At 29.5% G+C, this 14,014-nt stretch carries 9 protein-coding genes; all 9 read left to right on the top strand.

Annotation, left to right across the window (positions count from 1 at the left end; translation table 11 throughout):
* Nucleotides 1-68: 68 nt before the first annotated feature.
* The 9 genes from IPK06_01440 (at nucleotide 69) to IPK06_01400 (ending at nucleotide 14,008) form a co-directional block, all read left to right on the top strand.
* Nucleotides 69-2,708, top strand: coding sequence for a T9SS type A sorting domain-containing protein (locus IPK06_01440; protein ID MBK7978680.1), 2,640 nt, complete (start codon nucleotides 69-71; stop codon nucleotides 2,706-2,708).
* Nucleotides 2,709-2,824: 116 nt separating this feature from the next.
* Nucleotides 2,825-3,793, top strand: a complete 969-nt coding sequence (locus IPK06_01435; protein MBK7978679.1) for a carboxypeptidase-like regulatory domain-containing protein — start codon at nucleotides 2,825-2,827, stop codon at nucleotides 3,791-3,793.
* Nucleotides 3,741-5,291 (top strand): sigma 54-interacting transcriptional regulator, encoded by a 1,551-nt coding sequence (locus IPK06_01430; protein ID MBK7978678.1) that lies wholly within the window; start codon nucleotides 3,741-3,743, stop codon nucleotides 5,289-5,291. The genes IPK06_01435 and IPK06_01430 overlap by 53 nt, the downstream gene beginning before the upstream one ends.
* Nucleotides 5,288-6,853: a serine/threonine protein kinase gene (locus IPK06_01425; GenBank protein MBK7978677.1), complete on the top strand. Its 1,566-nt coding sequence runs from the start codon at nucleotides 5,288-5,290 to the stop codon at nucleotides 6,851-6,853. The genes IPK06_01430 and IPK06_01425 overlap by 4 nt, the downstream gene beginning before the upstream one ends.
* Before the next feature lie 57 nt (nucleotides 6,854-6,910).
* A complete protein-coding gene (locus tag IPK06_01420; GenBank protein MBK7978676.1) occupies nucleotides 6,911-8,170 on the top strand; it encodes a T9SS type A sorting domain-containing protein in 1,260 nt (419 codons plus the stop codon).
* Nucleotide 8,171: 1 nt separating this feature from the next.
* Nucleotides 8,172-8,999, top strand: a complete 828-nt coding sequence (locus IPK06_01415; GenBank protein ID MBK7978675.1) for a hypothetical protein — start codon at nucleotides 8,172-8,174, stop codon at nucleotides 8,997-8,999.
* Between the two features lie 142 nt (nucleotides 9,000-9,141).
* Nucleotides 9,142-9,516 (top strand): hypothetical protein, encoded by a 375-nt coding sequence (locus IPK06_01410; GenBank protein ID MBK7978674.1) that lies wholly within the window; start codon nucleotides 9,142-9,144, stop codon nucleotides 9,514-9,516.
* A gap of 91 nt (nucleotides 9,517-9,607) precedes the next feature.
* A complete protein-coding gene (locus IPK06_01405; GenBank protein ID MBK7978673.1) occupies nucleotides 9,608-11,785 on the top strand; it encodes a T9SS type A sorting domain-containing protein in 2,178 nt (725 codons plus the stop codon).
* A 273-nt stretch (nucleotides 11,786-12,058) separates the two neighbouring features.
* Nucleotides 12,059-14,008, top strand: coding sequence for a hypothetical protein (locus IPK06_01400; GenBank protein MBK7978672.1), 1,950 nt, complete (start codon nucleotides 12,059-12,061; stop codon nucleotides 14,006-14,008).
* Nucleotides 14,009-14,014 lie beyond the last annotated feature (6 nt).

The following is a 14,014-nucleotide window of genomic DNA, read 5'->3' as shown; positions in this document are numbered from 1 at the left end:
AAATTAATAAGTTTATAAAAATATATTAAATATAACTTTGTATCTATTGCAAATAATTAAGACTTAAAATGAATAAAAATTTTTTAACTTATGTTATTGTGTTAGTATTTTTTTTTCTAACTGCCGTAATTTTACTAAAATACGATAAATCTTACCCAAAATTTACAAGTAAAAAAGCATCAAAGTTTTACCCATCTGATTACGAAATGATCAAAAGAAGCTTTCCGTATTACAAATTTAAAGAAAATGTATATATGGATATTTTCAGAGAGTATAAGGAATTAAAAAATAGATACAAATTAACGAAGAACAATAATCAGCAAAAATTAGAATGGGAATTTGTTGGACCAACAAATATTGGCGGAAGAGTTGTTGATATTGAATTTAATCCTAAAGTTCCCAATATTGTCTATGCCGCTTCCGCTACAGGCGGTGTTTTTAAATCGATTGATACCGGTAAAACTTGGTTTCCGATTTTTGATGAACAACCGTGTTTAACAATCGGCGATATCGCCATCGATCCTCAAAATCCAAATATAATTTATGTTGGAACAGGAGAAGCAAATGGCGGACATAACAACTTTCCCGGAGTTGGACTCTACAAATCAATTGACGCCGGAGAAACATGGAATTTTATAGGGTTAGATTCATCTGCTTCAATTTCAAGAATTATTGTAGACGCAAATAATTCACAAAAAATTTGGGCTGCATCTGTTGGAAGTTATTTTATTCCTAATTCACAAAGAGGAATTTTCTTAAGTAAAGATGGAGGAAATAACTGGGAAAAATCATTGTTTGTTTCAGATTCAACTGGAGCAATAGATTTAGTAATAAACCCTAACAATTCTGATATTTTGTTTGCGGCAATGTGGGAAAGAGTAAGAAGACCTGTAAATATTTCAAATACACATCTTTACGGACCGACAAGCGGAATATACAAAACTTATGACAGCGGAAAGAATTGGATTAAATTGGGTCCGGCAAACGGATTGCCTAATGAGCAGACTGAAAATATTGGGAGAATCGGTTTAAGTATTTCAAAGTCAAATCCAAATATAATTTATGCAACATTTAGCGATGGCAATTTTCTGACGGGATTATTTAAAAGTAATGACGGCGGAAATAACTGGATTAAAATGAATTCTGAATTTTTAGGAAGCGGAAATTTCAGTTGGTATTTTGGTCAAATTAGGGTTCATCCAAGTATTCCGGAAACAATTTTTGTACTTGACGTTCCGCTATTAAAATCAAGCTCAAGTGGTTCATCATGGGATTTTAGTTACGGTTACGGCATAAACTTCAATCTTCATGTTGATCATCACGCTTTGGCATTTAAACCTAATGATTCAAATTATATTATTTCGGGAAATGACGGCGGAATAAACATTTCTAAAGACGGTGGATTAACTTGGTCTGATCCTGTAAAACTTCCGGTTACACAATTTTATGAAATTGGTTTGGATAAAAACAATTCGAAAAGTTTTTTGGGCGGAACACAAGATAACGGAACTGTAAAAACTAACTCAGACCAAAATAATTGGGAAAGAATTTTAGGCGGTGACGGATTCTATACCATTGTCGACCCAAATAATTCGAATATAATTTATGCTGAATCTCAATTTGGAAATTTATTTAAGAGCAACGACGCCGGTAAAAATTTTATGGGAGATCTGAAGGGAATTGACCAAAGTGAGCCGACTAACTGGTCAACTCCGATTGCAATGGATCCTAACAATTCAAACGTAATATATTACGGAACATATAGATTATACAGAAAGATTAATTTTACGGCGACTTGGGATTCAATTAGTCCAAAATTAACCGATTACGGATTTGATAAAAAGATTGGAACAATTACAACAATTGCTGTTTCTGCATCTGATTCTAACGTAATTTATGTCGGTACTGATGACGGAAATGTTTGGCTTACGAAAAATTATGGAAATTCTTGGATTAAAATTTCGAATAATCTTCCTAGAAGATGGGTCACAAGAGTTGCAGTAAATCCAATTGATGAAAAAATTGTTTATGTAACATATTCAGGTTTACGCTGGGCAGAATCTCAGCCGCATGTTTTTAGAAGTGAAGATTTTGGAAACAGTTGGAATGAAATAAATAATGGCTTACCCGATGCTCCGGTCAATGCTTTTGAAATTGACAGAATAAATCCTAAAATACTTTACTTGGGAAATGATGTTGGCGCTTTTATAAGTTACGACGAAGGAAATAATTGGGAAATTCTTGGAAATAATTTGCCGATTGTTGTGGTTAATGATATGAAAATTCATCCGACTGAAAACTATTTGGCAATTGGCACTCATGGAAGAGGTATTTATAAATTGGATTTGAACAATGTAACTGGAATTGAACAGCAAAATCAAATACTGGTAAATCAAATTGAGCTATATCAAAATTATCCAAATCCATTTAATCCGGTTACGACAATTGAATATAGTATTCCGCAATCTATAATGCAGAATTTTAATAAAACTAAGAACCCGCAGCAAGTTCGGGATGACAATAATAATTTATCATTAAAAGTTTATGATATATTAGGAAGAGAAATTTCAATACTGGTAAATCAAAAACAAAATCCCGGGAATTATAAAATTGAATTTGACGCAAGTGATTTTTCGAGCGGGATTTATTTCTACAAACTGACCTTGGGAAATTCAGAAATTGTTAAAAAAATGATTATACTAAAATGAAATTTCGTTTTTGCAAATATTTTGATGCTATTTTTGGTAAATATACTTATTATAATTTGATTACATCAATGTTATTTTTTTCTTAATTTAAAAACAAATAATTTAATACCATTACTATGCAAAAATATTTTAAAATATTAAATTTTATTGTTTTGTTATTATTATTTTATTTTTGCAGTGCGCCTCATAATAATCCTTTAGATCCGGAAAATTCGGAAAATCAATTAAGTTTAATTGATGGTTTCATTAAAACCGTTAAAATTCCGCAGTCACCTATAATAGATGCAAAAATTTATTGGCTGAATGACGGATTTATAACAACCACAAATAACAACGGTTACTTTGCTATTAACAATATTGAAAGAAAAGACGGCTGGCTGATTATAGAAAAGCAAGGATATTCAATTGATTCAATTTATATTGATTTTAATAACCAGAAAAAAATTTCGCAAAATATTTTCCTTAATGCAGTTCCCATAATTGAAGAACTTAAATTTTACAGCATTACACAAAATAAATATCCATCCAAACAAGTTTACAGTTTAGGAGTTAAAGTTAAAATAAATGATGAAGAAAATGATATTGACTCGGTATTTATACAAAACGAAGAACTGAATGTAAATAAGCAATTGCTTTATAATGCATCTGAAAGATATTATGAAAATTCAATCAGTTTGGAAGACTTAAAGATTACTTCTATTGATATTGTTATTGGAAAAGAATTTAAAATTAATGTATATGACGCCGATTCAAAAAAATTTGAAATCGGAACAACTAACATAAAAAGAATTATTAAAGAAGAAATTATTACAACTTCGCCGAGCGGAAGAGATACGGTTTTTACAAATAATCCTTTACTTGTTTGGAACAGATTTACACCGGGATTTGAATTTAAATATTTTCTTGAAATTTATACCGATGAAATTGATCCTACATTGGTTTGGGAAAACGAAATAAGCTCTACAAATATTCAATATTTAACAAATACAAATTTATCTTCCGGAGATTACTTTTGGGTAATTTGGGCAATTGATGAATTTGATAACAGAACACGATCAAAACCAGCCAGCTTTATTATCAAATAAAATTATGAAAAAAGATTTCCTAAATATTAAAGAACTGAAAAACCTTTCTAAAGAACAATATGAAGCATTGTACAATTTAAGTCAAAACTTAAATTCCGCATCGCACGAAGAATCATTGATTGAAAACATCATTGACATTTTAATTGAAGTGACAAATGCGGAACGGGGTTTATTTGCAAAATATGATACACAGACTTATAAATTCTCAATTGTGTCGGCAAGAAATCTGCATAAGGAAAACATTCCCGATTTATCAAATTTCTCGGTAAGCGTAATGCAGCAAGTGGTTGATAAAAATAAACCGATCATTTATCACGACGTTCAGTCAAATCCAAAATTAACACAGTTTGAAAGCGTTCAGCTGCATAAAATTACTTCCATATTGGGTGTGCCAATAACTAAAAGTGAAAAAATCTGGGGAGTTCTTTTAGTCGATAGTCAAACAGATAGAAAAGAATTCACAGAAAAAAATTTATTGTTCCTTCAATTTTTCTCAAATATTGCGTCAATAACTTTTGATAAAATTTTTGAAATTGAAAATCTTTCTGATGAAAATATTCGTTTAAAAAATGTATTGGAATCATTTGATAAAATTCCGGATATGATAGGCGAAAGCTCTCCAATTAAGGAATTAACAAAAACAATTCGTAAAGTTGCTAATACTGATGCCACGGTTTTAATTCTTGGAGAAAGCGGTTCGGGAAAAGACCTTGTTGCACGTGCAATTCATAAATTAAGTCCAAGGAAAGATTTTCCATATCTTGCGCAATTCTGCGGTTCAATTCCCGACAGTCTTTTGGAAAGCGAATTATTCGGTTATGTTAAAGGTGCTTTTACCGGCGCGACAAAAGATAAAAAAGGTCTTTTTGAAATTGCGGATAACGGAACATTTTTCTTGGATGAAATTGCCGATATATCAAGCGCGCTCCAGGCAAAATTACTTCGAGTAATTGAGAATAAAGAAATTATTAGATTGGGAGATACAAAAGTCAAAAAAGTTAATGTAAGAATTTTAACAGCAACAAACAAAAACTTAAAAAAATTGGTTGAAGAAGGAAAATTTAGGGAAGATTTATATTACCGATTAAATGTTTTTCCTATAAGTGTTCCGGCATTAAGAGAAAGAAGAACTGACATTCTATTACTCGCGCAAAATTTTATAAATTCTTACACAAATTCGAATATTAAACTAAATATTGGTGCAATCAATAAATTAGAGAATTATACGTGGCCGGGAAATGTAAGACAGCTGCAAAATGTTTTAAGCCGTGCAATAATTTTATCTTCCGATGGGATTATACAAGAGGAACATATTGCTTTGGAAAATGAAAGCAGTGAAAATTCCAATAGTAGAACTTTAAAGGAATTAGAGAAAAAAATTCTTCTAGATAGATTGAATGAATTTGACGGCAACAAAACACTTGCCGCGAAATCACTCGATGTTTCAGTTAGATGGATACAACTGAAAATGAAAGAATTTAACAGTGAATCCGAATGAAAGAAATTACAAACGAATTACTATTTAAAAAATTTGAAATCTTAAACTGCTTTAAAAAAGACGAGCATTCGGCAGTTTATTTGGCAAACCATATTTTTTTGGAAAAAAAAGTTTTTCTTAAAATTTTAAATACCGAAACCATTCCTGATTCATCTATAATTGAAAGATTTAAGCGAGAAGCAAAAATACTTGCGCAGCTTGAGCATCCGAACATAATAAAAGTTTTTGATTTCGGAATGTATGATAGATTCTTTTACATTTCTTTTGAATATTTTGAAAGCAAAAATTTACGCGAGATCATCAATGATCCGAACTTCAATTATGAAATAAAAAAAGACATTTTTATTCAGCTCATTAAAGCATTAGACTTTGCTCATTCCAAAAACGTAATTCACAGAGATATAAAGCCGGAAAATATTTTAATTAACGATAACAAAGAACTTAAATTAACGGATTTCGGTCTGGCACAAAATTCAATAAGCAATTTAATTACGCAGAAATATTCCTTGGTAGGAACGCCGGCTTACATGTCGCCCGAACAAATTCAAGGCGAACCGTTAACTATAAAAAGTGATTTGTTTTCTTTGGGAATTACAGCCGCAGAATTATTTCTTGGTAAAAATTTATTGATGGGTGAAACGGCGAGTGAAACTATTAACAATATAATTTCGTTCGACGCTGAAAATTATCAATATGAATTTAAAAGTTTACCGGAAGATATAAAAAAAGTAATCGCCGGATTATTGGAATCCAAACCTGATAATCGATTCAATTCATGCAAGGAAGTTTTGGAAATCCTCAATGTTCAAAATGAAATCCCGAAAACTGCTTCAGATAAAAAGAAATCTAAACTGATACCTGTATTGTTAATTTTATCGGGAATGATATTTACAATTTTCTTGATAAAATATTTATTTAGCATTTCTGGAAATAATGTAAAAGTTGAGGAAGTTCCTCAAACCATAATTTCTAAAATTGACGATTCGGCGGACTCTGATAAAAATGCAAATGGCGGAATAACCGATTTAACCGGCAAAACTAATTTGAAATTAAAAACCGAAATGACGAAAGAAATAATTACGGAAAAATCAGCCGTTAAAAATTCCCAGCAAGCGGTAAACCATGAGACAAATAATTTCGGCGAATTATATGTAAAATGTTATCCATGGGCAAAAGTATATTTAAATAATAAATTTGTTGAAACAACTCCTTTTGAAAAGAACATAAATATTAAAACAGGTAAATATTTACTTTCGCTCGTTCATCCTGATTATCCGAAATTTATGGACAGCATTATTGTTTCTTCTGAAAACCTTACTTTTATTGAAGTGAATTTGGATACTTTATTCGGATACTTTAACTGCCAAATATATCCTTGGGGCGAAATCTTTTTAAATGGCGAGAAAAAAGGCGTAACACCTCTTCAAAAACCTATAAAACTATTTGAAGGAAATTATAAGCTTACTTTGAAAAATCCGCAATTTACAGATATAGAAACAAACATTAAAATTGTAAAAAACGACACGTTATTTATGAAATTTAATATGAAAAGTGTTCAATAAAATATTCTGGTATAATAATTGAACATTTTATTTGTTATATAAATTGGATAAAGAAATATGAAGAAATTTTTAATAGTATTTATTTTTACAGCGGTTATAAATTATTCCCAATATAATTTCTGGGAAATCTATAATACAATGCCCAATCCGGTTGCCGGTGGAGATATTTGGCAAAACGAAGGAAATGTTTTTATCTTTGGCGGATATTCCGATTCTACGCAAAATTATACAAATTGGGTTCAAGGATATAATTTACTTTCAAATAATTGGAAACTTGACACAATGAAAGTTGCAAGATTCGGACTTGTTGTAGAAAATTTTAATAATAAAGTATATTTCTTCGGCGGTATAAATTCTAATGACTCTTCAATAAACGGTATTTCAAATTGGGGATCAGATTTTTTAGGTGAAAATTCATTCAGCTTCAATAAAAATTTTAATAGAATTTTTTCAACCGGACATATTGTAGGAGATAACCTTTACGTTATTGGTGGAAATCCGCTTCCGGGAACAAGAACTGATTCAATGGCATATATTTTTGAATATAATTTAAATGAAGCGAAAATAACTTATTCCATAGATACATTATTCAAAGACAATGATTTTCCCGAACAGCAGATGTCGGAAGTAATAGGCAACGATATTTTTATTTTTGGAGGTGAAGTAAACGGAATTTCTCAAGATATTTATAAATATAATATTGTTGATCACAGTTATACAAAGCTGGATATTAAACTTTTGGAACCGAGAGCCGGAGGGCGTGCCGTAATTGGAGATTCTCCAAATCAAATTATAATTATAGGCGGATTTAATGAAACTTCACTTGCATTAAAAAGCGTAGAAATATTTTATGCAACTGATAATGAATATTTTATAGAACAAGGTGCGCCAATTCAACAAGCAAGATACAATTTTATGACGGCTAAAAGTGACGGCTACGTTTATATTTTGGGAGGATTTGACGAAAATGGAAATGTGGTAAATTCAATTGAAAGAACATATTTAGGCAACGTGGTTAATGTTGAAGATAACTTAGTGGCAAATAAATTTGAATTATTTCAAAACTATCCTAATCCGTTTAACCCAACCACTTCTATTGAATATTCTATTCCGGGTGTTTCTTCAAAAATTAATTTCGTTCGCGTTATTGTATTTGATATTCTTGGCAGAGAAGTTAAAACTCTTGTAAACGAAAATCAAAAGCCAGGTATTTATAAAATTCAATTTGAAGGCAGTGATTTATCGAGCGGAGTTTATTATTACCAATTACAATGCGATTCATATATTCAAACAAAAAAAATGCTGCTGCTAAAATAGTATGAGATATATTCTAATTTTAATTTTGATATGTTCTTCAACTTTGCCGATATTTTCTCAAGCAATTGTTGATATAAATAATTTGCAGAATCTGTATGAATCTTTCAATTACCAAAAGGTCATTTCACAATCTGAAGAACTATTATTAGATAAAGAAAGATTTACCAAAGAAAATTTAATTATTATTTATACCTTAAAAGCCTCATCGCAATATTCTATATCTGACTTTGAAAATTCAAGAAAATCATTTATTGAAATTCTGAAAATTGATGAAAATTTTGATCTCGACAGTTCCCAATTCTCTCCAAAACTTGTAGATTTTTTTAATGATGTAAAGAAAGAATTCCTTGAAATTCTGGACGTGAAAGAAGATTCCGATCTGCATAAAAGTAATCTTGACAAAAATCCGGTGCTTGATTCAAATAATTATAATGAAAAAAATATTGCAATCGCAAAATCAATTATACTTCCTGGATTAGGACATTTGCACTTAAATGATAACCCCAAAGGCTGGATATTAACTTCTGCAAGTACAATTACATTAGGCTCAATGATCTATTTTATATTTGATGCCCAAAATAAAGAAAAAGAATATTTGGCACAGACAAAACCCGATTTGATCAAAATGAAATACGACAGTTATAATGGCTCGTATAAAATCAGAAATTTTCTAATTGGTACTTACATTGCGATTTGGCTTTATTCTCAAATCGATATTTTATTTTTTTCGGATCAATTGGAAAGCAATAAAGTTTTATCAAATTTTGAAAATTTTAATTTCCAAAACCATCGAAACGGCCTTCAGTTTTCAATAAATATTACTTTCTAATTGAGGCGAAAATTTTTCGTTTAAACGAATAAAATTCGTATTCATTAGCAATAAATCTGATAAAAACCTAAAATTTGATTAACAATCCGCACTTTAATCTGGCACTTAAATTGACTAAATAATTTAAAGTCAAAATAATATCATGAACTCATATCAAATAAAAACATTTTTATTATTTACTTTCATGTTAACCATATCGCTTTTTTCACTTTTTGAATCCGACAATCCGCACAAAGTAATGAAAAAATATTATCACAATTGCGAATATGAAAAAGCAATTGAGCAGGCAAACATAATTTTAAAAGAACAAAATCAATCAAAAAAAGACATTCAAGATATATTAATAGTCAAAGGAGTTTCAGAGTTTTCATTAAATAAATTTTTGGATGCACGAATTACTTTTATGGAACTATTGAATCTTGATTATAGTATTGAACTAGATTCAATGGAAATTTCACCAAAAATTGTAAATTTCTTTGAAAATATAAAATCTTCAAAGTTTGTAAATTATTATTGATAACCCCCTAAAATATGACTGGAAAAGCTCGTTTTTTTTTCCAGTCTTTTTTTTTGATGATTGCATTCTATAAAATATTTGTGAGGTCTGTATGAAATATTTTTTACAAGCAGTAATTTTAGTTTTATTATTAACAATAACTACTAATGCATACTCAAGCCTTTGGATAAATGATCCACAGCGCTGGTATGTTGGTCAAGGTACTATTAAAGAAGCATCGCTTTCAATTCAGCCTAAGGGAATTTATTTTGAGTATAATTTATATTTAACATTTTCAGCAATTAATTTGGGCTTAACTCATCAAGATACCGTTGAGGTAATTTATAACTTTAATCTTCCGAAAAATTCAATTGTACATGATTCTTGGCTTTGGTTTAACGGAGAAATAATTAAAGGAAAAATTCTTGACCGCTGGACAGCATCTCAAATTTATGAGCAAATAGTTGGAAGAAGGCAAGATCCATCAATTCTTGTAAAAAATAATAATGACCAATATGAACTAAGGGTTTTTCCTTTAGCCGGTGATGAAACAAGAAAAGTCAAACTTACGTTTTTAGTTCCAGCGGATTGGAATTCTGTAAATGTAAAAACTGTAATTCCAATTGAATTATTACAATGTTCATACATTCAAATGCAGAATTTTAATTTACAAACTATGCTTACTCCGGAATGGAAGAATCCGAAAGTTTTAGAATTTTCGGATAAATCGTTTTCTGAGGTGATTGATTCCGCGAATGGCAATTTTCTTCAAATGAATCTCGTTAAAAATGAAATTTATTCAAATTCAAATTTGACTTTTTCTTTAGATTCACCATTTAAAAACGGAACATACGTAAGTAAATTTGAAGGAGATGAAAATATTTATCAATTAGTTTTTCTGCCATCAATTCCGGAAAATGTGATAAAAAATAAAAAGGTCGCCGTTTTGATAGATTATCAAATCTCAGAAAGTAACACAACATCAAAAGAAATTTTTAATAATCTAAAACTTATGCTGCATCAGAATTTTACAGCAAAGGATTCCTTCAATATTATTTTATCTAACAAAACAATTAATAGAATAAGTACTAATTGGATTTCTGCGGATAGTATTTCCATTGAAAATACTTTTGAAAATATTTCGCAAAATATGATTTCCAATTACAGTAATTTGCCGTCTTTGTTATCAAACGGAATCGAATTTATTAATGAAAATAATTCGGATGGACAAATTGTTCTGCTTTCAAATTCAGATCAATTCGGCAATGCAGATGCGGCAAATTCATTAATAAAAGATTTAATGAAAATGATGAACACTGTAATTCCGATAAATATCGGCGATTATCAAAGTCAAAATTACAATTGGTATTATTACGGAAACAAGGAATATAAAGGGAATGCTTATTTTTATGAGAATTTAGCCAAACTAACCGGCGGAAACGTTTTTTATGTTGATTACAATATTTCTTTAAGCAGTATGATGAATAATTTGTTCGGCTCGCTTAGTGAATTATTAACAATTTATGATCTGCATACTAGTCTTCAGAATGGATTCACTTACGGCAGATTTGATATTAACTCTAATAATGATTTAATTTCATTAAACTCACCAATTATTCAAATAGGAAAATACATCGGTGAACTTCCATTTAAGATCGAACTTAATGGAATCTATGATGGGAAACCTTTTTCAAATTCAGAAGAAATCAGTGCGGAAAATATTGTTGAATCCGATTCAATTTCCGATGTAATTTGGGCAGGCAAGTTTATCGATAATATTCAAGGAAGCGCGAATTATTATGACTATTACTCAATTTTGACAAATCAAGAAATTTATGAAATTATTGATTTGAGCGTAAGCAAAAAAATATTAACAAATTATACGGCGTTTTTATGTTTGGAACCGGGAATGGAAGTCGACATAACTGATCCAAATTTTATTCTTGATGACGGAAATGGTGACTGGGTTGTAGACATTGAAGAAAAAGATGAAGTAAATTCAGATACTTTATTTACGTCTTATCCTAACCCGTTTAATAATCAAACAACAATAAAAATAAGATTAAGTAAAAACATAAACCCTGAAACGGCTTCATTTAAAATTTATAATGTACTTGGTCAAGTTGTAAAAACTTTCATACCTTCAGTTGGATTAAACGAAACAAATGAATTTGAATTTTATTGGAATGGTGAAAATGACAATAATTCTTTAGTCGCAAGCGGAAATTATTTCTTTGTTATGCAGCATGCGGGTAAAGTTCAGACTTTAAAATTAGTTTTAGTAAAATAAATTCTTCGGCACATAAGTTTTTAGACAGAACAGACTAAAATTTTTGAGTAAAGTTCAAAAATTAAATCTGCATAGGAGGCATGTCTAAATAACTTGTGTGCTGTTTTTTTAAATCATTTTTCAAATTTCTGAAAATAAATTCAACAAACTGAAAAATTATAAAATAATAATTATTTTATATTGAATTTTGAATCAAAAACAAATCTAAATTTTTATTTTCAGACAATAAAAAAGGCACATAAGTTGTGTTAATTCAAGACCAAAGGTAAATAGATGAAAAAGATAAACTTATTATTAATTAGTATTTTTTATTATGGCATTATATATCCTCAAACCGATACTACAATTATTTCTATGCATGGGTTTGAGGGCAACGACGGTAATTCATATTTAGTCTATCAAACTAAGCAATCATTTTTTAACGATGATGTTGATTCTTCAATTTTTAATTTTTTCTTATATAATATTAATACAAAAACAAGAAGAATAATTGATAAAGGGTGGGAAAAAATCTATTATCCGGAAAACCATCTTCAATTCAGACACATAGAAAATATTGGATTTGTGAATAACGATCCTCAAAAATGCATTTATTCAGTTAACTCACTTGGGATTGATCCAGATTCAAGAATAATTCGTTCGGATGTTGGTGAGATTTTTGGATTATTGGGTTTTATTGAAGATATATTTATATCTAAATCTGATCCAAATTTAATTTACGCAATATATAATCACCAGTTTATTAAAAGTTCTGATGGCGGTTTAAACTGGTCTTGGGAATTAGCTTCTTCAAACATTGATAATAGTGTAAAATATTTATCATTTTTCCCATATGACCAATCAAAAGTGCTAGGTATAAATTCACAAAATCATTTAGCTAAATCAGATGACAGCGGAAAAACTTTTATTGATTTAAATGTTTTTGTAAATAAAGAAAATAGTAATACGGTTTATTTTAATAAAGATCAAAAACATATTTATTTAGTGACAAATCAATTTGAAAGTATTGAAAAGGAATTCTCAAGAACCTACGGTGAATTTTATTATTCGAACAACGAAGGAAACAATAGTTCATGGAATTTTATCGACCTTCCTTATCCAGACAAAATTGTTTGTGTAGACGATTCCTCATCAAACAATGTTTTCATAGCAACCGGAAACGAAATTTATAAATTAAACGATTCAGGTAAAACATTTATTAACTCTTGGAAAGTTCCACATCATCCAAGCGGTATGTATAAAAAACCTTTACAAGATATTTTATTTGTAAGCGTTCCGAATGGAATTATAAAAATTGAAAATGATTCTTTAACATATATAGTCAAAAAGTCAATTAAAAAAAGTTTAGACTTGTATCCCCTTTCAGTTGGAAATAAATGGACATACAATACTTCGGGTGTTTACTACGAATTAGTCCCAATTTATTTTAATATTTCCTATTCGGAGGAAATTATTAAAGATACAACTACAGAATCTGGTTTGCATTACTTTTGTTTAAAGGATAATTCCACTAATTATACAAAATGGTTAAGGATTGATACTTTGACAGGAAATATTTTTCAAAAAGATTCCTTAAGTTTTGATAACGAATATCTCTTTACGAATCTAATATCTCAAATTGGGGAAAATATTGAAATATCAGAAGGTATTTTATTAAACGTTTTGGAATCATCTCAATATTTATGGAATAATAAAAATTATTTAAAATACTATTATCTTAATACCTTATCGACATTTAGAATGTCATTTGTCCAAGGATTGGGAATCACAGAGCGATTAAATTCATTTGATTTTGGTAATTCAACTACTACTCTTTTAGGTTGCGTAATAAATGGAAATCTTTACGGAGATACAACTGTTGTAGGAATAAATGATAATTTGACTAATATTCCAACAGACATTTCTCTTTCTCAGAATTACCCTAACCCTTTTAATCCTACAACAAATATTGAATACAGTATTCCGCAATCTTTCGTGCCGAATTCATTTCAGAATCTTAATACTTCTAAATATCCTAAACAAATTCTGGATGACAATATTAAAGTATCATTAAAAGTTTATGATGTTCTAGGTAAAGAAATAAAAACTTTGGTTAATGAAATTCAAAAACCCGGAAATTATAATATCCAATTTAGCGGAGCTGATCTGCCAAGCGGAGTATATTTTTATCAACTAAAATATGGTATTTTTTCTCAAACAAAAAAAATGTTAATTCTCAAATAACTATTT

The sequence above is a fragment of the Ignavibacteriota bacterium genome (assembly GCA_016713565.1).
Classification (GTDB): Bacteria; Bacteroidota; Ignavibacteria; order Ignavibacteriales; family Melioribacteraceae.
The sequence above is the reverse complement of the archived record's forward strand: the minus strand, read 5'-3'. Positions and strand labels throughout refer to the sequence as shown.

Excerpts from the sequence above, each read along its gene's own strand:
- IPK06_01440 (MBK7978680.1), top strand. The coding sequence starts at position 69 with ATGAATAAAAATTTTTTAACTTATGTTATTGTGTTAGTATTTTTTTTT.
- IPK06_01435 (MBK7978679.1), top strand. The coding sequence starts at position 2,825 with ATGCAAAAATATTTTAAAATATTAAATTTTATTGTTTTGTTATTATTA.
- IPK06_01430 (MBK7978678.1), top strand. The coding sequence starts at position 3,741 with ATGAATTTGATAACAGAACACGATCAAAACCAGCCAGCTTTATTATCA.
- IPK06_01425 (MBK7978677.1), top strand. The coding sequence starts at position 5,288 with ATGAAAGAAATTACAAACGAATTACTATTTAAAAAATTTGAAATCTTA.
- IPK06_01420 (MBK7978676.1), top strand. The coding sequence starts at position 6,911 with ATGAAGAAATTTTTAATAGTATTTATTTTTACAGCGGTTATAAATTAT.
- IPK06_01415 (MBK7978675.1), top strand. The coding sequence starts at position 8,172 with ATGAGATATATTCTAATTTTAATTTTGATATGTTCTTCAACTTTGCCG.
- IPK06_01410 (MBK7978674.1), top strand. The coding sequence starts at position 9,142 with ATGAACTCATATCAAATAAAAACATTTTTATTATTTACTTTCATGTTA.
- IPK06_01405 (MBK7978673.1), top strand. The coding sequence starts at position 9,608 with ATGAAATATTTTTTACAAGCAGTAATTTTAGTTTTATTATTAACAATA.
- IPK06_01400 (MBK7978672.1), top strand. The coding sequence starts at position 12,059 with ATGAAAAAGATAAACTTATTATTAATTAGTATTTTTTATTATGGCATT.